28 protein-coding genes are annotated in these 21,732 nt (G+C 41.5%); 25 read left to right on the forward strand and 3 right to left on the reverse strand.

Annotation, left to right across the window (positions count from 1 at the left end; translation table 11 throughout):
* Nucleotides 1–11: 11 nt before the first annotated feature.
* The 16 genes from rpmD to rpsI all read left to right on the forward strand — a co-directional run bounded on the left by rpmD (nt 12) and on the right by rpsI (nt 9,775).
* Nucleotides 12–191, forward strand: coding sequence for a 50S ribosomal protein L30 (gene rpmD, locus ACZ43I_RS01020; RefSeq protein ID WP_344701560.1), 180 nt, complete (start codon nt 12–14; stop codon nt 189–191).
* Between the two features lie 24 nt (nt 192–215).
* Nucleotides 216–656 carry a 50S ribosomal protein L15 gene (gene rplO, locus ACZ43I_RS01025; protein ID WP_344701558.1) on the forward strand — a complete coding sequence of 147 codons (441 nt, stop codon included), beginning with the start codon at nt 216–218 and terminating at the stop codon, nt 654–656.
* Nucleotides 656–1,954, forward strand: coding sequence for a preprotein translocase subunit SecY (gene secY / locus ACZ43I_RS01030; protein ID WP_344701556.1), 1,299 nt, complete (start codon nt 656–658; stop codon nt 1,952–1,954). Before rplO ends, secY begins: the two co-directional genes overlap by 1 nt.
* Before the next feature lie 11 nt (nt 1,955–1,965).
* Nucleotides 1,966–2,613 carry an adenylate kinase gene (locus ACZ43I_RS01035; RefSeq protein WP_344701554.1) on the forward strand — a complete coding sequence of 216 codons (648 nt, stop codon included), beginning with the start codon at nt 1,966–1,968 and terminating at the stop codon, nt 2,611–2,613.
* Between the two features lie 151 nt (nt 2,614–2,764).
* Nucleotides 2,765–2,983 carry a translation initiation factor IF-1 gene (gene infA, locus ACZ43I_RS01040; protein WP_017547668.1) on the forward strand — a complete coding sequence of 73 codons (219 nt, stop codon included), beginning with the start codon at nt 2,765–2,767 and terminating at the stop codon, nt 2,981–2,983.
* A gap of 30 nt (nt 2,984–3,013) precedes the next feature.
* Nucleotides 3,014–3,127, forward strand: a complete 114-nt coding sequence (gene rpmJ, locus ACZ43I_RS01045; protein ID WP_017473641.1) for a 50S ribosomal protein L36 — start codon at nt 3,014–3,016, stop codon at nt 3,125–3,127.
* 24 nt (nt 3,128–3,151) lie between these two features.
* Nucleotides 3,152–3,517: a 30S ribosomal protein S13 gene (gene rpsM, locus ACZ43I_RS01050; RefSeq protein WP_344701551.1), complete on the forward strand. Its 366-nt coding sequence runs from the start codon at nt 3,152–3,154 to the stop codon at nt 3,515–3,517.
* A gap of 22 nt (nt 3,518–3,539) precedes the next feature.
* On the forward strand, nt 3,540–3,929 hold the full coding sequence (gene rpsK / locus ACZ43I_RS01055; RefSeq protein ID WP_344701549.1) for a 30S ribosomal protein S11: 390 nt from the start codon (nt 3,540–3,542) through the stop codon (nt 3,927–3,929).
* Between the two features lie 87 nt (nt 3,930–4,016).
* Complete coding sequence (locus ACZ43I_RS01060) at nt 4,017–4,961, forward strand: DNA-directed RNA polymerase subunit alpha (RefSeq protein WP_344701547.1); 945 nt, start codon at nt 4,017–4,019, stop codon at nt 4,959–4,961.
* Between the two features lie 29 nt (nt 4,962–4,990).
* Complete coding sequence (rplQ, locus tag ACZ43I_RS01065; protein ID WP_344701545.1) at nt 4,991–5,386, forward strand: 50S ribosomal protein L17; 396 nt, start codon at nt 4,991–4,993, stop codon at nt 5,384–5,386.
* A 144-nt stretch (nt 5,387–5,530) separates the two neighbouring features.
* Nucleotides 5,531–6,319 carry an energy-coupling factor transporter ATPase gene (locus ACZ43I_RS01070; RefSeq protein WP_344701542.1) on the forward strand — a complete coding sequence of 263 codons (789 nt, stop codon included), beginning with the start codon at nt 5,531–5,533 and terminating at the stop codon, nt 6,317–6,319.
* Nucleotides 6,316–7,179 (forward strand): energy-coupling factor transporter ATPase, encoded by an 864-nt coding sequence (locus tag ACZ43I_RS01075; RefSeq protein ID WP_344701540.1) that lies wholly within the window; start codon nt 6,316–6,318, stop codon nt 7,177–7,179. Before ACZ43I_RS01070 ends, ACZ43I_RS01075 begins: the two co-directional genes overlap by 4 nt.
* Nucleotides 7,169–7,966 carry an energy-coupling factor transporter transmembrane component T family protein gene (locus ACZ43I_RS01080; protein ID WP_344701538.1) on the forward strand — a complete coding sequence of 266 codons (798 nt, stop codon included), beginning with the start codon at nt 7,169–7,171 and terminating at the stop codon, nt 7,964–7,966. Before ACZ43I_RS01075 ends, ACZ43I_RS01080 begins: the two co-directional genes overlap by 11 nt.
* 10 nt (nt 7,967–7,976) lie before the next feature.
* The gene (gene truA / locus ACZ43I_RS01085) at nt 7,977–8,756 is read left to right on the forward strand and encodes a tRNA pseudouridine(38-40) synthase TruA (protein WP_344701536.1); all 780 of its coding nucleotides are present in this window, start codon (nt 7,977–7,979) and stop codon (nt 8,754–8,756) included.
* 170 nt (nt 8,757–8,926) lie between these two features.
* Nucleotides 8,927–9,364: a 50S ribosomal protein L13 gene (gene rplM / locus ACZ43I_RS01090; protein WP_344701534.1), complete on the forward strand. Its 438-nt coding sequence runs from the start codon at nt 8,927–8,929 to the stop codon at nt 9,362–9,364.
* Between the two features lie 18 nt (nt 9,365–9,382).
* Nucleotides 9,383–9,775, forward strand: coding sequence for a 30S ribosomal protein S9 (rpsI, locus tag ACZ43I_RS01095; protein WP_344701532.1), 393 nt, complete (start codon nt 9,383–9,385; stop codon nt 9,773–9,775).
* A gap of 366 nt (nt 9,776–10,141) precedes the next feature.
* On the opposite strand, the gene ACZ43I_RS01100 is transcribed toward rpsI, so the two are convergent.
* On the reverse strand, nt 10,142–10,345 hold the full coding sequence (locus tag ACZ43I_RS01100) for a hypothetical protein (protein WP_085520978.1): 204 nt from the start codon (nt 10,343–10,345) through the stop codon (nt 10,142–10,144).
* A gap of 558 nt (nt 10,346–10,903) precedes the next feature.
* Here ACZ43I_RS01100 and ACZ43I_RS01105 point away from each other — a divergent pair.
* The 3 genes from ACZ43I_RS01105 (at nt 10,904) to istB (ending at nt 14,279) form a co-directional block, all read left to right on the forward strand.
* Entirely contained in the window at nt 10,904–11,953 is a 1,050-nt protein-coding gene (locus tag ACZ43I_RS01105) for a 2,3-butanediol dehydrogenase (RefSeq protein WP_076572473.1), read from the forward strand.
* Between the two features lie 366 nt (nt 11,954–12,319).
* Entirely contained in the window at nt 12,320–13,555 is a 1,236-nt protein-coding gene (gene istA, locus ACZ43I_RS01110) for an IS21 family transposase (protein ID WP_344703131.1), read from the forward strand.
* Nucleotides 13,548–14,279: an IS21-like element helper ATPase IstB gene (gene istB, locus ACZ43I_RS01115; RefSeq protein WP_239416364.1), complete on the forward strand. Its 732-nt coding sequence runs from the start codon at nt 13,548–13,550 to the stop codon at nt 14,277–14,279. Before istA ends, istB begins: the two co-directional genes overlap by 8 nt.
* Before the next feature lie 183 nt (nt 14,280–14,462).
* Here istB and ACZ43I_RS01120 read toward each other — a convergent pair whose 3' ends face one another.
* Nucleotides 14,463–14,741 (reverse strand): tyrosine-type recombinase/integrase, encoded by a 279-nt coding sequence (locus ACZ43I_RS01120; RefSeq protein WP_073991992.1) that lies wholly within the window; start codon nt 14,739–14,741, stop codon nt 14,463–14,465.
* A 128-nt stretch (nt 14,742–14,869) separates the two neighbouring features.
* Between ACZ43I_RS01120 and ACZ43I_RS01125 the strand changes: the two genes are divergently transcribed.
* The gene (locus tag ACZ43I_RS01125; protein ID WP_344703126.1) at nt 14,870–15,889 is read left to right on the forward strand and encodes an RNA-directed DNA polymerase; all 1,020 of its coding nucleotides are present in this window, start codon (nt 14,870–14,872) and stop codon (nt 15,887–15,889) included.
* A gap of 34 nt (nt 15,890–15,923) precedes the next feature.
* Here ACZ43I_RS01125 and ACZ43I_RS01130 read toward each other — a convergent pair whose 3' ends face one another.
* Nucleotides 15,924–17,102 carry an IS256 family transposase gene (locus ACZ43I_RS01130; protein ID WP_372909181.1) on the reverse strand — a complete coding sequence of 393 codons (1,179 nt, stop codon included), beginning with the start codon at nt 17,100–17,102 and terminating at the stop codon, nt 15,924–15,926.
* A gap of 106 nt (nt 17,103–17,208) precedes the next feature.
* Between ACZ43I_RS01130 and ACZ43I_RS01135 the strand changes: the two genes are divergently transcribed.
* The 5 genes from ACZ43I_RS01135 to ACZ43I_RS01155 all read left to right on the forward strand — a co-directional run bounded on the left by ACZ43I_RS01135 (nt 17,209) and on the right by ACZ43I_RS01155 (nt 21,703).
* Entirely contained in the window at nt 17,209–17,868 is a 660-nt protein-coding gene (locus tag ACZ43I_RS01135; RefSeq protein WP_344703422.1) for a hypothetical protein, read from the forward strand.
* 119 nt (nt 17,869–17,987) lie between these two features.
* Entirely contained in the window at nt 17,988–18,962 is a 975-nt protein-coding gene (locus ACZ43I_RS01140) for an Abi family protein (RefSeq protein ID WP_344703424.1), read from the forward strand.
* Between the two features lie 424 nt (nt 18,963–19,386).
* A complete protein-coding gene (locus ACZ43I_RS01145) occupies nt 19,387–20,520 on the forward strand; it encodes an alcohol dehydrogenase catalytic domain-containing protein (RefSeq protein WP_344703426.1) in 1,134 nt (377 codons plus the stop codon).
* A 202-nt stretch (nt 20,521–20,722) separates the two neighbouring features.
* On the forward strand, nt 20,723–21,169 hold the full coding sequence (locus ACZ43I_RS01150) for a DUF4385 domain-containing protein (RefSeq protein WP_344703427.1): 447 nt from the start codon (nt 20,723–20,725) through the stop codon (nt 21,167–21,169).
* 81 nt (nt 21,170–21,250) lie between these two features.
* Entirely contained in the window at nt 21,251–21,703 is a 453-nt protein-coding gene (locus ACZ43I_RS01155) for a YaiI/YqxD family protein (protein ID WP_344703429.1), read from the forward strand.
* Nucleotides 21,704–21,732: the final 29 nt, after the last annotated feature.

A 21,732-nucleotide genomic window follows, 5' to 3' on the forward strand; every position in this document is an offset into this window, starting at 1 on the left:
GATTTACAGACATGGCAAAAATTAAAATCACCCTCAAAAAAAGCTTGATCGGAAAGACTGAAACACAAAGGCAGACAGTTGCTTCACTAGGACTTAAAAAGCTGCATCATTCCGTCGAGTTGGAAGATACACCTCAACTCAGGGGCCAAGTCGCAAAGGTTAATCATTTGGTCTCAGTTGAAGAGAAATAATTATATTATATAGGAGGTGCGGAGATGAAACTACATGAAATGAAGCCGGTTGAAGGCGCACGCAAAAGTCGTCATCGCGTCGGTCGCGGTATGTCTTCAGGTAATGGACAAACAGCTGGACGTGGTCATGATGGTCAGAACTCCCGTTCAGGCGGTGGAGTGAATCCGACGTTTGAAGGTGGACAGCTACCACTTTTCCGTCGTATACCTAAACGTGGATTTACGAATATCAACCGTAAGGAATATGCAGTGCTTAATTTGAGCGACTTGAATCGCTTTGATGATGGTACTGAAGTAACACCTGAAATGCTGAAAGAAAATGGTATTGTTAAGGATGCTAAATCTGGTATCAAAGTGCTTGGCAATGGCACTCTTGAGAAAAAGTTAACAATTAAAGCTCATAAGTTTTCTGGTTCAGCTGCTAAAGCAATAGAGGAACAGGGCGGAAGCTACGAGGTGATCTAATGATCAGCACGATCTCCAATTTCTTTAGGATTAAAGAAATCCGAAGTAAGATCCTCTTTACTTTGGCAATGCTCGTAATCTTCAAAATCGGCACTTATATACCGGTTCCAGGTGTGGATCCGAGTGTATTTGATGCCGGAGCAGGACAACAGGGCGTGCTTGATCTAATGAACACCTTCGGTGGGGGCGCGCTTATGAACTTCTCGATCTTGGCAATGGGGATCATGCCTTATATTACGGCATCGATCGTCGTCCAGCTTCTACAGATGGATGTAGTCCCAAAATTTGCCGAGTGGGCCAGTCAAGGTGAAGTAGGAAGACGTAAACTGAGTCAGTTTACTCGTTATTTCACAATAATACTTGCGTTCATTCAATCACTGGGAATGTCCTTTGCCTTTAATCGGATGTTTGAAGGTATGCTTCTTGATAACAACAACGTTGCATCGTATCTTCTGATTGCGCTCGTCCTTACTACGGGAACTGCGTTCCTCATGTGGTTAGGGGAACAGATTACGACCCATGGGGTCGGCAATGGCATCTCAATCATCATATTTGCAGGTATTCTCGGAATACTGCCAAGTTCAATCATACAGCTGTACCAACAGAAGTTTGTAGGTGCAGATGACACCACAGTGGCTGTACTACAGATGGTCGGTCTGTTCATACTGTTGGTTCTTATTACAGCATTCGCAGTCTTTATACTGCAGGCTGTGCGTAAAATCCCAGTACAATATGCCAAGCGTCAGAGGACTTCGACCCAACTTGGGCCGCAATCAACGTTCCTGCCGCTCAAAGTCAACCCTGCAGGGGTTATACCAGTTATCTTTGCTATGGCGTTCTTCATGATGCCACAGACTTTGACACTGTTCTTCCCTGATGCAGGTTGGGCACAGACTGTGGCAAGACTCGCCGATCCCACTGATTGGATAGGCATGATATTCTATGTCGCACTGATTATCGCATTCACTTACTTCTATTCATTCGTTCAGGTCAACCCTGAAAAAATGGCCGATAATCTCAAGAAGCAAGGGAGCTATGTCCCAGGTATACGCCCAGGTAAAAACACTCAGGAGTACATCACTTCGGTTCTTTACAGGCTCGTATTCGTAGGTTCTCTCTTCCTTGCAGGAATTTCGATCCTTCCACTGCTCATCACCAAATTCATGGACCTGCCTCAGGCAATCCAGATTGGCGGAACGAGCTTGCTGATCGTGATTGGTGTGGCACTTGAGACTATGAAGCAACTGGAAGCACAGGCGAACCAAAGAGAATATCGTGGCTTCAGAAAGCGCAGGTAGGAGGAAATCGTATGAATATCATTTTGATGGGATTACCTGGTGCCGGAAAAGGCACTCAGGCTTCCAAAATTATAAAAAAATACCCGATCCCTCACATCTCGACTGGGGATATGTTCCGTCTTGCTATCAAAAATGGAACAGAACTCGGTAAAAAAGCAAAGTCATTTATGGATGCGGGTGAACTGGTGCCTGATGAAGTTACAATAGGCATTGTAAAAGAACGTCTGGCCCAAAGCGATGCGAAGGAAGGTTTCCTACTGGATGGCTTCCCCCGTACCGTTGAACAGGCTGAAGCGTTGAACAGCATCATGGAGGAGCTTGGAACAAAGATCGATAGGACGATTTTTGTGGAAGTGACCGAAGAAGAATTGATGAATCGTTTGACTGGGCGCCGCATCTGCGAGATTTGCGGCACGACTTATCACCTGGTGTTCAATCCACCTAAGCAAGAAGGCGTATGCGATCTTGACGGTGGTAAGTTGTATCAGAGAGAAGACGATAATCCTGAAACAGTTGCGAATCGTCTGGAAGTGAACATCAACCAAACAACACCGATGCTTGATTTCTATGAAAATCAAGGTGTTCTTGTTAAAGTGGATGGATCACAAGATATCGATGAAGTCTTTGATGATGTCGATGAGATTCTGCAGAGTATATAGGGATATTCACCTCTACAGACGCTTTGGGTGAATATTACTTGTATGATAACGGAAAATATCCTAGTTCATATTTTGGCGTTAAGTGTAGATCAATCTTCACCTGAAGTGAATTTCTAAAAGAGTTTAGGAAGCTGTAAAGGGGGAATTTGCAATGAGTAAACAAGATGTTATCGAACTGGAAGGAACAGTGTTGGATACACTGCCGAACGCCATGTTCAAAGTGGAACTGGAAAATGGGCATGAGATTCTCGCACATGTTTCCGGCAAAATCCGCATGAACTATATACGTATCCTTCCTGGCGATAAAGTAACAGTAGAAATGTCACCGTACGACTTGACACGTGGCAGGATCACTTATCGTTTTAAATAATGGACTCCACATTCTAAGGAGGTAAAACACATGAAAGTAAGACCATCAGTCAAACCTATCTGTGAGAAATGCAAAGTCATTCGCAGAAATGGCAAAGTTATGGTAATCTGTGAGAACCCTAAGCATAAACAGAAGCAAGGCTAATATATAATAACGGAGGTGTAACATATGGCTCGTATTGCAGGAGTAGACGTACCGCGTGAAAAACGCATCGTAATCTCACTCACTTATATTTACGGTATCGGTAAATCAACAGCGCAGGAAATCCTTGGTAAAGCAGGTGTGTCCGAAGACACGCGTGTAAGGGATTTGACTGATGACGAACTGAATAAAGTCCGTGAAGTCATCGACACGTACAAAATTGAAGGTGACCTTCGCCGTGAGCAAAGCCTCAACATAAAACGTTTGATGGAAATTGCCTCATACAGGGGAATCAGACACCGTCGCGGACTGCCAGTGCGCGGACAGCATACAAAAAACAATGCCCGTACACGTAAAGGTCCAGTTAAAACAGTAGCTAACAAGAAGAAATAATTAGGGAAAAGGAGGAGAAAAAATGGCTCGTAGACAACAAACACGTAAACGTAGAGTGAAAAAGAATATTGAATCAGGCGTAGCGCATATCCGTTCAACATTCAACAATACGATTGTGACGATTACTGATGATTTCGGTAACGCACTGTCATGGTCTTCAGCTGGTGCACTTGGCTTCAAAGGATCCAAGAAATCTACACCATTTGCTGCACAAATGGCTTCTGAAACAGCTTCTAAAGCTGCTATGGAGCATGGCCTCAAAACTGTTGAAGTTACAGTAAAAGGTCCTGGTGCAGGCCGTGAATCTGCAATCCGTGCACTGCAATCAGCAGGGCTTGAAATCACAGCAATCAGAGATGTCACTCCTGTACCACACAATGGCTGCCGTCCACCTAAACGTCGCCGTGTATAATTACTGGTCACAGGAAAAATCCGAGTGTAATGTAATATACGTGGCTGCATAATATTTTCGACGTTTAAAGGGAGGATAAGTAGACAAATGATAGAAATCGAAAAACCTAGAATTGAAACAGTTGAAATGTCGGATGATTCTAAGTTTGGTAAGTTTGTTGTCGAACCTCTGGAAAGAGGCTATGGGACAACACTTGGAAACTCCTTACGTCGCATTCTGTTATCTTCATTACCTGGTGCGGCAGTCAAAACGATAGAAATCGAAAATGTGCTGCATGAATTCTCGACTGTAGATAACGTCGTAGAAGATGTTACAACCATCGTCACAAACATCAAGAAGCTTGCACTTAAAATCTATTCTGATGAAGAAAAAACACTTGAGATTGATTTTAGTGGTGAAGGCATTGTTACAGCAGGTGACATCACACATGATAGTGACGTTGAGATTTTGAACCGCGATATGAAAATCGCGACAGTCTCAAACGGAGGCCAGTTGAAGATCCGCATGATAGCGAATCGTGGAAGAGGCTATACTCTTGCTGAAGTCAATAACAAGAGCGAAATGTCCATCGGCGTCATCCCTATCGACTCAATCTATACACCTGTCGAACGTGTCAACTACACTGTTGAAAATACACGCGTAGGCCAAATGACGAACTTCGACAAACTGACTCTCGATATCTGGACTGATGGATCAATAACACCTCAGGAGGCTGTGTCCCTTGCAGCTAAAATCATGACGGAACATCTGAACATCTTCGTCGGACTTACTGATGAAGCTCAGAATGCAGAAATCATGATTGAAAAAGAAGAAGATCAGAAAGAGAAAGTTCTGGAAATGTCAATTGAAGAACTGGATCTGTCAGTACGTTCCTACAACTGTTTGAAACGTGCAGGCATCAACTCTGTCCAAGAACTGACCGACAAGAGTGAAGCTGATATGATGAAAGTAAGAAACTTGGGACGAAAGTCTCTTGAAGAAGTCAAGTTCAAACTCGAGGATCTCGGTTTAGGGCTCCGCGACGAAGACTGATAAAAGACTGATAAAGGAGGTAAATTTCAATGGGCTACAGAAAATTAGGACGTACGTCTGACCAGAGAAAAGCAATGCTTCGTGACTTGGCGACATCTCTTATCGTCAACGAGCGCATCACTACTACTGAGCAGAGAGCCAAAGAACTCCGCAGAATCGTGGACAAACTTGTTACTCTCGGTAAACGTGGGGACTTGGCGGCAAAACGCCGTGCAGGCCAAACAGTGCGTAATGTAGAGATTGCAAAAGAAGATGGCACAAGCCAGCATGCGCTTCAAAAACTTTTTGAAGATATCGCACCACGTTTTGAAGACCGTCAAGGCGGATACACAAGCATCAAGAAACTTGGTGAACGTCGTGGTGACGGTGCAGAACTGGTAGTTATCGAGTTCGTACAAGGCGCGGTTGAAGCTGAAGAAGCATAAACTATAAAAGCAGAATGAGTGTTACGATAATGTGATTTGCATCATATTGTCTAGCTCAACGTACCCTGCAGGCAATACACAAGATATGCGCGACTCCTATGCAGGGTACGCGCTTTTTTATTACATAAATATGGCGGTGGAGATATGATCAGGCTGGAAAATGTAGCTTACGGCTACAAGACAAGTGAACATAAGGCATTGGATTATGTCTCCATATCCTTTCGTCAAGGAGATTGGGTATCCGTCATAGGGCACAACGGTTCAGGGAAGAGCACGCTCGTTAAAATCCTCATGGGCATTATAAATGAATATGAGGGGACCATTACAGTTGACGGCACAGTGCTTGACGATACGAATGCATCGGTACTCCGTAAGCGTTTTGCCATAGTCTTTCAAAACCCAGACAACCAATTTGTGGGGGCGACCGTTGAGGACGATGTGGCCTTTGGTCTCGAGAATGATGGGGTGCCGCGTGAAGAAATGATCACCCGGACTGAGGCAGCTTTGAAAGCAGTCAATATGCTTGATTTCAGGAACCATGAACCCAGTCGTCTATCAGGGGGCCAAAAACAGCGGGTCGCCATAGCAAGTGCGCTTGCCATGGCCCCGGATGTCCTTATCCTGGATGAAGCAACTTCGATGATCGACCCTGAAGGGCGCCGGGAAGTGATGAAGATCTTGAGGACTATCCATGAGGAGCGCCAGACGACCCTTATCTTCATCACTCATGATCTGGCAGAAATCGAGCACAGTGATCATGCCATAGTTATGGGTGACGGCAAAGTAGTCAGTGAGGGGACCGTAGAAGAAATATATCGAGACATTGATACATTGGTGGCAAGTCGACTTGAACTCCCTTTTAATATGAAGTTATCCCATGCTCTTTTGGATGGCTCATTCATGTCATATGAAGAGTTGGTGGCACGCCTATGAAGCTTCATATAGAAGATTTGACAGTCGTCTACCATCAGAATACTCCGTTTGAACATTTGGCGTTGAACAATATTACAACGACATTTGAAGAAGGCATATATTATGGAGTTGTTGGGCATACCGGGAGTGGCAAGTCGACCCTTATCCAAACTTTAAACGGTCTGTTGTTGCCGAGTAGCGGCACGGTATATGCAGGTGACCTTGCGTTAAGGAAAAAAACGAAATATAAATATGTGCATGAAGTAAAAAAACACGTAGGGATGGTCTTCCAGTTTCCCGAACACCAGCTGTTTGAAGAGACTGTTTTGAAAGACGTGATGTTCGGGCCTAAGAATATGGGGCTGGACGAAGAAGATGCAAGATCAAAGGCGCAATATTATTTGGAATTGATGAACGTAGACAATTCACTTTTTAAGGAGTCGCCTTTTGAACTCTCCGGCGGTCAGATGAGGAAGGTCGCGATAGCCGGTATACTGGCAATGGAGCCTGAAATCCTTATCCTGGATGAGCCGACGGCGGGGCTCGATCCAAAGAGCCATAGTGAGACGATGCGCCTTTTTCAGCAGATCCATAGGGATATGGGTATTACCATCATTCTCGTCACACATGATATGAATGACGTCTTCGAGTATACCGACCAAGTTAAATTGTTAAGCGGTGGCAACCTTGTCCGCGAGGGACGCACAGAGGATCTGCTGATGGACCCTAGGATGCTTGAGAATAATGCACTTGAACCACCTGATATTGTCAGACTGATGAAAGATCTGGAAAGGAAGGGTCGTGCTTTCAGAAGTATTCCACGTAATATAGAAGAATTCATTGCACTCTACAAAGAACGGAGGAGTGCGGATGCTGAGTAAAATGCTGCTGGGAAGATATATCCCTGGCTCCAGTATGATACACAAAATGGACCCCCGGGCAAAAATATTGGCAGTAGTACTGTTCATGATCATTGTGTTCTTCGCCAACCATTGGACAGGCTATGCATTGCTAATCACTTTTGTAGCGTTCACAACCAAACTTGCCGGGCTTTCTTTCCGCTTTCTCTTCAACGGATTGAAACTCATATTCCTGATACTTCTATTTACCTTCTCGATGCACCTTTTCCTGACTAAAGGCGGTGTGGTACTGATAGATGGCGGCTTCTTTACAGTAGAGTCAGAAGGCGTCATCAGAGGTATATATATCACCATCCGTCTAGCACTTCTTGTGCTGATCACGACGATACTGACCCTCACCACACGTCCTTTGGAGCTTACAGATGCTATAGAGCGGTTGTGCAAGCCCTTAAAAAAGATTAGGGTGCCTGTACATGAAATTGCATTGATGATGTCAATCAGCCTCCGATTCATTCCGACACTAATGGATGAAACGGAGAAGATAATCAAAGCCCAGAGTGCCCGGGGGTCTACATTTATGACAGGCGGGCTGAGGTCAAGACTAGAAGCTCTGCTCCCGATTTTCATACCCTTGTTCATCTCTGCCTTCAAACGTGCAGAAGAGATGGCCATAGCGATGGAAGTAAGGGGGTACCAGGGGGAAGAAGGACGCACCCACTACCGTATCCTCGATTGGCAGTTCAAAGACACAGCAGCACTCATATGCATCGTTCTGTTCGGCATCGTACTATGGCTGGTCAGACAGTAAGGAGTAAAGAATGCGATATTTGGTAAAAATCAGTTATAATGGCTCACAGTTCAATGGTTTCCAATACCAGTTGGAAGGACGTACGGTACAAGGAGAAGTGGAGAAGATTCTTGGACGCATGCATAAAAAGCCTGTCAGGATTCATGCAGCCGGCCGTACAGATAGCGGTGTACATGCACGAGAACAGTTCTTCCACTTCGACTCAGATCTGAAAATCCCTGAAACAAAGTGGCAGCATGCATTGAATAGCGCCATGCCTGATGATATTGCGATTCACGAAGTGCAAGGGATCAATTCCGCTTATCATGTAAGATACCACTCACACGGCAAGATTTATCGCTACCGCATCTACCAGGGTGCAGTACGTGACCCTTTCGAAAAAGGATTGAAGACGTATTATCCTTATGCGGTGTCGGAAAGTAAGATGAGACAAGCGATGTCGCATTTCGTCGGTACACATGATTTCACAAGCTTCTCAAGCGCCAAGTCACCCATAGAAAACAAAGTCAGACATATCTACGGTTTTGAATTGATAAAGACCGATAATGGCTACGATTTTCTTATAATCGGCTCCGGATTCCTCTATAACATGGTTCGCATCCTTGTCGCCTATGTGCTTGAAGTCGGCCAGGGGAGATGGGAAGCTGAAAAAACTCCAGCCATAATTGCGGCAAAAGACCGCACGCTGGTGCCGAAGACTGCTCCAGCAGAAGGATTGTATCTGGAAAGGGTATTTTTAGATGAAAAAACACGTAATGAAGCATTGGAAAATTTAAAAATACCCCGGTGATACATTGACAAAATGAGCTATTAGGGTTATCATAGACAACGGTATAATTTTATATCACCCACGATAAGCCCCGGAAACTTATTGTGCATGCAGATATAAAGCAAACGAAGCTTTTTTAAAATTTTAAGAGCAAATAACGCGCACTACTGATATATTTAGGAGGACTGGAAATGCGTCAAACATTCATGGCTAATGAAGCTAACATTGAACGTAAATGGTATGTTGTCGATGCAGAAGGACAGACGCTCGGCCGTCTCTCTTCTGAAGTGGCAGCAATACTACGCGGCAAGAACAAAGCCACATATACACCACACGTTGATACAGGTGACAACGTCATCATCATCAATGCAGAAAAAATCGAAATGACGGGTAATAAAGCCCAGGATAAAATGTACTACAGACACACAGGTCACCCAGGTGGAATCAGATCCATCTCTGCAGGAGAACTTAGGGAAAAGAACCCGGTACGCCTTTTGGAAAATTCCATCAAAGGTATGCTGCCTAAGAACAGACTTGGACGTGCACAAGGCAAGAAACTTCATGTATACGCTGGAAGCGAGCACAAGCATGAAGCACAAAAACCAGAAAACTACGAACTTCGCGGTTAAGGATAGGAGGTTAATTCATTGGCTAAAGTAGAATATACAGGAACAGGTCGTCGTAAAAATGCAGTAGCGCGTGTACGTCTCGTACCAGGTGAAGGCAATGTCACAGTTAACGGTCGTGACATGAGGGATTATCTCCCGTTCGAAAGTCTCATCTTGGACTTGAACCAGCCATTCGCGGTTACTGAAACACAAGGTAACTACGATGTATTGGTAAACGTTAAAGGTGGCGGCTTCACAGGACAAGCACAGGCAATCCGTCACGGTATCGCCAGAGCACTTCTAGAAGCAGACCCGGAAAACCGCGGTCCACTTAAGAGGGCAGGTCTCCTTACACGTGACCCACGTATGAAAGAGCGTTACAAATACGGCTTCAAGAAAGCCCGTCGCTCACCACAGTTCTCAAAACGTTAATAAATCAACACTTGCAAATCCCTCAACCACCTATGGTTGGGGGATTTTACTGTATATGCGGTGCTTTAAAAACAGGGGGAAATTCACACGTAGCATACACGTAACATACAAGTAGCAGACAAATAATTTAGAGAAAAAGAAACTGTGGTTTTGAAATTAGGTTTGATACAATTACATTGATAAGATGGATTGGGATAGTGCAACAAACGGAGCCAGTTTGTTTAGCAACGCTCGTAAAGCAAATGGATTTTTTATGTTAGGATAAATGGTGATTGTGAAGAAATGTACTTAAAGTAACGGGCAGGTTAGTTCAGATTCTGTTTTATTTAAATAAAAGACGGTGAAAAAAGCACCGTCTATAATTCGCTATTTATTTTGTGTTAATTCTTTGTAATAAAGGTAATTGACTTTATGCTTGGTAGCCATTAACTGCGAAGCCAAAACCGCCGTATAAACAGTGGTTAGTACAATTGCTCCAATACCAAGACCTGAAAGGTTTATCTTATTAGATGTACTCATTCCATTATTACTTGTGCTCATAGCATTATTACTTGTGGGTGCTTCTGCCATTTTATTAACCCCCTAATTTGTTATAGGGGTATTATTTGTAAAGGCATTTAAACTTATACTCTAAAAAATAACTGAGAGAAAGAAAAGAGGCAGGTCTTAAAACCTTTAAGTTTGTGAACAAATATACTTAAACAAACGGGCGCCATTCTTGAATAAGGATTAGCGTGAGCATCATATATAAGGGTCATTTTATTGAATAAAATAATCCATATACGATGAAAATAAAAAGAGATTCAGATGAGGGGGAATTCTTCTTATGAATATTTGTACGGTTAAATAAAAGTTCACTGAATAAACTGGATAAGTAAAAAGGTAAATATCGAGGAATGGTAAAATTATATGAACAAAGACCCGAGAATAAACCATGCAACCGAATTAAAATAAACAATCGCAAAACTGTTAATGAGATATGTGTATTTGGTTAGAAATTAAAGTCTATTTAATAGAAAGTTGGAAAAATCAATAGTATAATAAAATCATAGGAATTAATATTGATTATTCCTTCAATATAGTATTCTTATAACTATTTTCTACTAATTAAGCAGGAGGTAATATCCAATGAAAGCTGCAGTCTGGTATGGAAAAAAAGACTTACGGGTAGAGGAAATAGAACTAAAACAAACGAAAGATACCGATGTTAAAGTAAGGGTAGCTTGGGCAGGTATTTGTGGCAGTGATTTACATGAGTATGAAGAGGGACCGGTGTTTGTACCAAATGAAAAAGAGGATCCGTTAACTGGAGAAATCGCTCCGCTAACCATGGGGCATGAATTTGCGGGTGTTATTGAAGAAGTAGGTCCAAAGGTGACAAAATATAAAGTTGGCGATAGAGTAGTAATTAATCCAACAATCACTTATGGAAATAAGTCGGAAGACCTTGATCCTTATGATGGTTTCAGCTTTATCGGCCTTCACGGTGACGGTGGTTTTACTAAATATGCAAATGTACCAGAAGATAACGTTTATCTACTTCCAGAATCTTTAACACTACAGGATGGAGCTTTAGTAGAACCAACTGCGGTTGCCGTACAAGCTGTAAAAGAAGGGAAACTGCAGTTTGGTGATACGGTAGCTGTATTTGGTGCAGGTCCAATTGGTTTAGTGACAATTATTGCAGCTAAAGCTGCTGGTGCCAGCAAGATTATTGCTTTAGATTTGTCGGAAACTAGAATTGAAAAAGCAAAAGAATTAGGAGCAACCCATGTCGTTAACTCTAGCGAACAAGATGCTGTTACAGCAATCAAGGAAATTGTTCCAGATGGAGTAGATGTTTCCTTTGAAGTTGCCGGAGTAGCACCAACATTTAAACAAGCAATTGATGCAACAAGGGCACGTGGAACAATGGTTATTGTTTCTATATTTGCTAGGGAGATTGAATGGAATCCAATACAGCTTACAAATACAGGTGTAAAAGTTACATCAACAATCGCATATACACCTACTACATTCCAACAAACTGTAGATTTAATGGGAACAGGACAATTAAAACCACAGGGAATTATTACAGACCAAATTCAATTGGATGATATTGTTGAAAATGGATTCGAAGCATTGACAAACGATAAATCACAAGCAAAAATATTAGTGGAATTAAGTGGTGAGAAATAAAATGTATTATTTAACCCTGAGTAGCAGCTGTTACTTGGGGTTTTGTTATGACTGTCAGCTAGGTCCAGGTAGATAAATTAGCGAAGTGATATTGAACTCTTCTTTAAGAAGAATATTGACGATATTCTGCAATACCAGCTAATAGTAGAAGTGGATAATTCCATTAACGGGCGCGTTTGTTTAACACCAAAAGGAGGAAAATGGTCAAACCTTTTTATAAAAAATGTATATCATTTCACAAAGAGAGAATCCATTTTGAACAATTGTAAATGGCAGTATTAAAATGTAGGAAATCGGCAATTGAAAATTGTTGGTTTACCTACATTTTTTTGTATGCTTTTCTTATGACATCGAAGGAGGATATTCATGAGAAAAGACGTACGCGAAGGAGTCAGGAAATTTATGAACGATGGTATCAAACCCAACTTTGCCGCATTGGCCCGGCAGTATGGCTGCGATTACCGGACGGTGAAAGCGGCCTATGAAGCAGAGACACAGTACCCAGAGAAGAAAAAACGGGTGAAGAGAAAAAGTAAGCTGGATGAATTTAAACCAATCATCCATGACAAACTGGAAATCCAGTGCAGCGCGTATAGTATATTTAAATTCATTGAAAAAAAGGGATATGACGGGAGTTACAGTCTGGTGAAGCAGTACTGTCGAAAAGAGAGGAAAACCCGTCAGAAGCAGGCAACCATGCGCGTGACCCACACCCCCGGTTTAGCCGGGCAAGTGGACTGGAAAGAAGACATGACTTTAATCAGCCGGCACGGCGAGATCTTCCGTTTCAACATATTCTTATACGTCCTGTCGTTTTCCCGCAAGAAATACATCACATTGACCTTTGATCGCCATCAGGACACCTTGTTTGAATGTCTGGACGATGCCTTTCACCACACTGGCGGCGTACCGGGGGAGATCTGGTTTGATAATATGCGGACTGTGGTGGATCAATCCAGCACCCAATATAATAAGGTCGTGTTTAATCAACGGTTCTACGCATTTAGTAAGGATGCCGCCTTTCAGCCCATTGCCTGCCGGCCATACCGTCCCCAGACCAAAGGGATGGTCGAGGCACTGGCACGGACGATGGACCGGTTGCGGGTCTATAACCATGAGTTCGATGACAGTGTGGATTTGATCCATATCGTCCATGATTTGTGTCATGAACTCAATACGGAAGTCTCCCAGGCGACCGACGCCATCCCCGACGCACTGTGGCTGGATAAAGAAAAAGAGCACCTACATCCACTCCCTGAAGACCTGTTGAAGCCGTACTTTGAAGACCAATTGACGAGAGTGGTCTCTAAAGAGGCGATGGTTCAGTTCCGTAAATGTAAGTACTCTGTAGATCCCCAGTATATTGGAAAGACGGTTGAGATTGAACTGTCGGATACTGAGGACAACATACACATTTATTATAACGGAGAAACGGTGCGTTCACACCCGTTAACCACCCAAAGATTCAATTATAATCAGGCAGATATGTTCAACATATTGAAGTCGGATCTGCTGGCTGGTCGGCCGGACGATGATATCCATGCGTATATCCATGAATCCCTGCAGTTATATGATGCGGTGGGAGATGGTGTCCATGAGTGATTATCAAACGCTTCTGTCCAATTTTGAAGCCCTCGGTTTAAATAATATGCGTGAATATTATCCGGTGTTGTTGGATAAGGTTCATACAGAAGACATGTCGCTGACGAGTGCGTTTCTGGAAATCACAGACAAAGAAATGAAGTTTCAAAAAGAAAAGAAGATGGCGCGTGCGATTCACCGCGCACGCTTTCCTAAAGTGAAGACATTCGATACGTTCGATTTTGATTTTCAACCCAGCCTGAACCGCACGGCCGTCCTTGAATTGAAACATCTGGGGTTCATGGAATCTAAAGAGAACATTGTCTTCATCGGCAGCCCTGGTGTCGGTAAAACCCACCTGGCGATTGCTCTGGGGGTCGAAGCCTGCCGTCAGGAGAAACGCACGCTGTTCATCAACTGCCATGAGTTGTTGATCCGACTTCGGGCCGCTTATGAAAAAGGGACCGTTGAGCGTGTGCTCAGACGGTATGCCAGATACGAGCTGTTGATTATTGATGAAATCGGCTACCTCCCCATTCAGAAGCATGAAGCCGACTTGATCTTCCAGTTATTGAACATGCGCTATGAAACCCATTCAACGATATTCACCACCAATATCGCACTCTCTGGATGGGGTGAACTATTCAAAAGTCCGGAAACGGCCGCAGCGATACTGGACCGCATGGTCCACCATGTAAAGATTTATAAAATTAAAGGTAAGTCATACCGGATGAAACACACTTAGGCTTTCCTCCACAAATTACATTGTCAAAAACCTACATTTTTAGATTGCCGAAAACCTACAATTTTAAGTTGCCCTTGACAACAATCCTTTTTTCAAAATGGATTCGTCTTGATTAGGGTATTATCCAGGCTTGTCATGCCTTTCTGATCAAACTTTGTTTCAAAGCTACAAAAAGCAGCTTTCTTATAGCCTGTCAATTGCCATAAGAAGCTGCTTGATATCTTTATGCGTATAAACTTTATCAGTGATATCTTTAGCTGCGTGACCCATGATCCGTTTGATTGATAGTTTATTTGCATCAGCATTATCCATAAGGGTTGCGAAGGTATGTCTGCAATCGTGTGGTCTATGATTTAATTCTAGTTGCTGCATAATCTTTTTAAACTTCTCGTGATAATAAACATAATAACTCAACTTACTACCCTCAAAGTTTGTAATCAGATATTCATTATTAGGATCCATACGATTTTCAATTAATTTATGGATTTTTTTATGAATTGGTATGACCCTATTCGTCCCAGCTTCCGTTTTGAAGCCACCCCGAAAATACCTTTCATCTAATTGAATCCTTTTATTTTAAGATATTTAATATGGAATGTTTCGCTGACTATCTAAAGGATAACAATCTTAAAAGTTATTTTAATTTAAGTGATCCTAAGACGATTAAATCAACAGAACCGGTTTATTTCAGTATTCCAAAAAACCAAGATTCGAGAAGACAATATAAAATGCCGAATTTGTATAGCTATATGGCGTTAAATTATTTCATTTGTGATAATAAACAAGAGTTCGTTGATATCTTTTCAAATAATAAATTCTCGACTTCAAAATTTTTTAATCAACTTAATTTTGATTATAGAACTACTCAAGAGATAAAGGAAACTCTTTTGTATGGAGGGACTAAAAAGCTTAACCTTGACCTGTCAAATTTTTATCATACATTATACACACACAGTATCCCGTGGATGATAGTCGGGAAAGAACAAGCAAAGAAAAACAGAAAATCTGGTTTTGCCAATCATTTAGATAAATTTACTACGTTATGCCAATATGATGAAACTCATGGTATTCCAACAGGTAATTTATTGTCCAGAATTATTGCTGAACTTTATATGTGCTACTTTGATAAACGTATGGAAAAGAAAAATTTTATTTATTCCCGATATGTAGATGATTTCATTTTTCCGTTCTCATTAGAAACCACAAAAGAGGAATTTTTAAAGGAATTTAATGCTATTTGTCGAGAGCATAATTTAATAGTTAACGATACTAAAACTAGTGTTGATATCTTTCCTTTTAGAGATGGCGCTAATAAATCAGATTTATTTGCATATCTGGAAAATCTTAATTCCAAAACTACAGTTAATAGGTGGATTAGAGAGATAAATGGATTCATAGATTACTGTATTGATCAAGAATCATCTGGTAATAAAGGTGCAATTAAGGCCCTTTTTACAGTTATGAGAAACGCTCTGAAAAATAAAAAGATCAAAAAAAGAACTATTAACGAAATATTTACTCAGAGGAATCCAATAACTAGATTTAATTTGTTTGAAAGGATTTTGGATGTATCTTTAATGGAGAGACCGTCAATAATTATGTGTAAATAGATAAAATCTTTTCTCGTATGTAATCACCGTGCGACTATTCTTTGAACATCGCCGTCAGTTCTGCCCGTGCCTGGTCGAATCCCAAATGACAACGGGTGGAGAAGCTCTGATTATAGATTTCGAACTGTGAGACCAGGAAACGGTCCAATGAATCTTCGTTCGGGAACTGCTCCTTGCGCTTACTGTATTTCTTCACCTTCTTATTGAATGATTCGATGAGGTTCGTTGAATAGATGCTTCTCCAAATGGATTTTGGGAAGTCATAGAAGGTGAAGATATAGGGATTGGATGCCAGTGATTGTGTCACTTTCGGGTAAGTCTTTTTCCATTTGTCGACAAAAGCTTGTAGCGCTTTCTCGCCCGATGCCCGGCTCTCTGCCCGGTATACTGACTTGAAGTCGTCACAGATTTCAGCCCGATCAGCGACACGCACTTTATGGGAGATGCCACGGGACAGGTGTACACAGCACGCTTGGTACCGGGCGTCTGGAAAGACCGCAAAGATCCGGTCGGTGATGCCTTTCAAACCGTCAGAGATGAATAGAAGGACATCTTCGACCCCACGCGCTTTGACATCCTGGAGGACCTCCTCCCAGACAAATGCAGATTCTGTCGGGGCAACGGTATAGGCCAGCACTTCTTTCGATCCATCCTCCCGGATGCCCACGGCGATATAGACGGCTTCTTTGGAGACCGTGTCGCGTTTGAGAGCGATGTAGGTCGCATCCAGATAGATACAGGCATAGCGTGCAGCCAGCGGACGGTGCTTGAACGCATCCACCTGTTCACTCATCGCTTTCGTCATATTGGAAACGGTCTGAGGCGTGTAGTGATGACCATACATCTTCTCAATCAGATCCGAAATCTCCGACATCGTGACGCCTTTTTGAAACATATGGATGACAAAGGATTCCAGCGTATCGTTCGCACGCTTATACGGAGCGACCGTCTGCTGATTGAATTCTCCATTACGATCCCGGGGCATCGACAGCTCCAGGTTCCCATATTCCGTATGGAGGGTCCGGGTGTAGGTGCCGTTCCGTGAGTTCCCGGAGTTGAAACCGATACGGTCATATTTTTCGTAATCCAGGAAAGCAGAGAGTTCTGTCTGAAGGAGCGTATTGACCGCCGTCTCCAGATGCGTACGGAAAACTTCGGAGATGTCTTCTTTTTTTACTAGAGCCTGCATGATATCTGTTGTAAACTGAGTCATAGGGGAGGCCTCTTTTCTATGAATTGGTTGTGGTGACTTAATTCTACAAGAAAAGGGCTTCCTTTTTCTATTTATTCATTTACACAAGATATTTTACGCTCTCTTAATGGATTCAAAATTAACAAATAGATTCTTAGACTTTTTTGAAGGTATTAATAAGTTAGGATTCTTAAGTTCTAATGCTTCTGAAATTGTAAAGGAGTATTTTAGAAATAACAAAAACAAATACATAAATAAAATCAACTATTATGCAGATAATCATTTTAATCAAGAGCTATATCAAATATTATTGTATGTAGTCGAGTTTGATGTCAAAAGGCTATTGGTAAAAAAAGACTTATTAAGCCTAATAAGCGAAAACATAGATGATTATTCATTAATATTGATTACGATGATATATTTAAAGAAAAAGAACTGTAGCATGAACGACTTAATCGCATCCATAGATAGATTATTAACTCAAACACATGAATATTATCCGGCAGGTAATATCAGAATGGCTGAGAGGTTTTGGCTATTTAGGTATTTCTTTTACTATTTACAAGTTAGAGGAATTATTGCTAAAAAAGATATTAATTCGTATTGCAAAAAAATGAAATATAAATCTGGTAAAAAAGGTTATGAAACCGAATTAAATTGGAAGTATATAAGAAATAATCCGAAACAAAACAATATAGATGGCTTTTTTAATGAACTGCTGGAAAATGAAATATGGTTGGTGTATTGTGGAGAAAATGATGATTTCTCACATTTACCAATGAAATAATATGTCTTGTGGTTTTATGATCATATGGCGCAAAATTTACAGAAGCCAAACTGCTTAATGCAACAACCTTGTTGACAAATGCCGCTGGAAAAGAGCATAAAATGAAGTGAGGTGATGATTTGGTTAAGGGCAAAACGATAAATGGACTAATGCGTACATTAAGGGATAAACACAATATTGAAGTAGGCGGCAGCAAACATAAAAAAGAATTACTTAATATGGGGTACTTCCATGGCTATAAGGGCTACAGGTTTATAAAGAAATCTTCAAATAAAATTCCATATACCCATTTTGATGAAGTGATTGCAATTTATGAATTTGATATGAAACTAAAATCTCTCTTTTACCCCTATATAATGCAAATAGAGACGGCTTTTAAAAACTATACTTTAAATAAAATTATTGACTACGGCTCTGCTGACTTTGACTATATATTCTCAAATTTATTAAATGATTATAAGAAACATTCGGTTGGCGGGAAAGATTATAAAAAGAAAATGAAGAGCAGATTAGACCTTAAGAGTAAGGTACATAATGCCATTAGCTATAACTATAATAGCAACAAGCCTGTGATTCAACATTATTTTCATAATAACAACTCTGTTCCGTTATGGGCGATTTTTGAAGTAATTAATTTGGGGGAATTTGGCTTTTTTATTCATTGCCTTAATCAAGGTGTAAGGATTGAAGTTGCAAAGGAATTAGATGTACATAGCACATCACATAATCAAAACGGCAGAATTGTAGAAGATATAATTTTTTTGGTGAAGGATCTTAGAAATGCAGTAGCACATAATGCTGTTATATTTGATTGCAGATACAAAAACAGTAATCCTCCATCAAGATTGATTCAATTTATCCAAAATGAAACAAATATAACGGGCATTACTTTTGAGCATATTATCGATTATTTGATTATTCATGTGTATTTATTGAAGAAAATAGGTATTCAAAAGACAGAATTAAAACGATTGGTGCGTTCATTCACACTTGTTTCAGAAAGGCTACGTGAAAATATTCCAATACCTGTATACACATCGATAATGGGATCCGATCTACGGAAAAAGGTCGTGGAGCTAAAAAAGTTTATTTAAAATAGAATCCTTTACGTATATTTTTGAATATGGTATCATATAACTATAGTTAATCGCGGTGTACAGCTTCGGCTTACACTTAAGGGAATCGGATGCGTCCGGTTCCCTTTTATTATTGATACATATTTATTTTTAACTGCTTTATAAAACCTGTGGATAAATACACGTATCATACAAGTAGCACACAAAGGTGCCTGCAAGCCTTGATTTTACTGCCTCCCTCAGTTCTCAAAACGTTAATATTAATTTACAATCCCTTCAACCATTTAAGGTTGGAGGGATTTTTATATTTACTTCTTTATTCTTTACGAGCAGTTAAAATAACCCTCCATTTTTGTATATACGTTTAAGGATGAATAAAAAAGGCTATTGCTATATATGATAACAGCATACATTATATAAACAAAGGTAAGGAAGGGATACAATGAAGGCGGTAACATTCCAAGGTAAGAAATCAATGGTTACAAAAGACGTGGCGACACCGGATATACAAGATAACAAAGATATAATCGTCCGTATCACTGCAAGTGGCATCTGCGGATCAGATCTTCATCTATACCATGGGGGGGTAGTCCCAGAAGAAGATTACGTCATTGGACATGAACCGATGGGTATCGTGGAAGAAGTGGGTTCTGAAGTCAAGAACTTGAAAAAAGGCGACCGTGTGGTCATTCCGTTCAATATCGGTTGCGGAGAGTGCTTCTTCTGTAAGAACCAGATGGAAAGTCAATGTGATGAATCGAATCCTCATGGAGAAGTGGGAGGACTATTTGGCTTTGCCGAGCCTAATGGGAATTTCCCGGGGGGCCAGGCAGAGTACTTACGCGTACCATATGCCGACTTCACTTCATTCAAGGTCCCCGAATCCAGTGAATTGAAAGATGAGCAAGTGATGCTGCTCTCTGACGTACTGCCGACGGCCTACTGGAGTGTGGAGCACAGCGGCATGAAGAAAGGCGACACTGTCATCATATTGGGTTCAGGGCCAATTGGACTAATGGCGCAGAAGTTTGCATGGATGAAAGGTGCTGAACGTGTCATAGCTATAGACCAGGTGGATTACAGGCTCAAGCATGCTAAGAAAACAAACAATGTTGAAACATTCAACTTCAAAGATAATGAACAAATCGGCAAGCTTCTCCATGAAGAGACAAAAGGCGGGGCGGATGTTGTCATCGATTGTGTCGGTATGGACGGCACAGTACCACCGAATACAGAATTCGGATCAGAGTTGGATAATCAGTTCGGTACAATCAGCCCGATAGTAACCGCTTCGCAGTCTGTAAGGAAATTCGGCACAGTACAACTTACTGGCGTCTATGCATCAGAAGCCAATGGCTTCCCGCTTGGCGATTTCTTCACACGAAACGTATCGCTCAAGATGGGTCAGGCTCCTGTCATCCACCTCATGCCTGAACTTTATGAGAAGATTGAGAATAATGAATTCGACCCGACTGACATCATCACCCACAAGATGGACCTTGATTATGCAGGAAAAGCATACGATATCTTCGACAGGAAAGACGACGACAGCATCAAGATCATATTCAAGCCGTAATTCGATGAATGACGATATCGTTTAACAGTACGACCTTAAAATAATTCGCACTATGTCAAGTATATCAAAGGCATCCGAAACAACTGGAGGGAGAAATATTTTCTTCAGTTGCTAGGATGTCTTTTGATTTATAGCCAGAAAATGTCTGAAGCTTCATCAATGGGGGAAAGATGATAGTGTAGAAAAGAAAGGGTGAGGACGTATGGCATTTGATTACGATATGGATTTTGATTCTATCGACTTCAGGGAACAGCCTGAATTATATCGGGTCGGCAGGGGAGAGCAGGGCGTGCTGATGGTTGAACCTTACAAGAGCGAGATATTGCCCCATTGGCGCTTTAAAACGCCTGATATCGCAAAAGATTCTTCTGAAAAAATATACGCTATGTATCTGGATTATAAAAAGTCAGGTGATTTCGTCGGGATGGATATGTCGCGAAAATTTCTGCAGATGGGATATACTCGTGCGCGTCGATATGCAAATTATAAGGGTGGACGTAAATATGATGAAGACGGCAATATAAAGGATAGAGAAATAGATTCTGAAAAGGCGGAAGCGGCTGCAATTTTCGAAAAGAAGTGGATAAAGGTTCGGGAAGATGAAGAATATCTTGCACTTAAAAAAGAACACCAGAAAAAGTATGGATGATGATCACAATGAAGAAGGCAGCGCAAGAAGACATGTTGGGCATACGCGCTCTGATATAATGGAGCCAAGGAGAGTGACGCCATGAAAGTACTCGTTGATGCAGATGCATGTCCCGTAAAAGATATCGTGATTGAATCAGTCGCCCGCAAATCTATACCGGTCGTGCTGGTATCCAGCTTGTCCCACTATTCTCCAAAAGACCTTCCGTCCCACGTTGAGAGCATCTATGTCGAAGCGGGGCCGGATGCGGCGGATTTTCGCATTGTAAAATTGGCTGAGGGTGAAGATATAATTGTTACCCAGGATTATGGCTTAGCTTCGTTATTGCTGCCTAAAGGTTGTACAGTCATTCATCACAAAGGGTTTATGTATACCAATGATAATATCGACCATCTTCTTGAGACCCGTTATATGGGTGCTATGATACGAAAAGGAGGCGGCCGTACGAAAGGTCCTAAACCTTTATCCAAAGAGGACCGTATGGCATTCTCCGAGCTGTTTCTTCAAAAGATTGAACATTTGGCTATAGAGTAGATGACTATACTAACTTAAAAAATTTATGA

The sequence above is a fragment of the Salinicoccus jeotgali genome, from assembly GCF_055379195.1.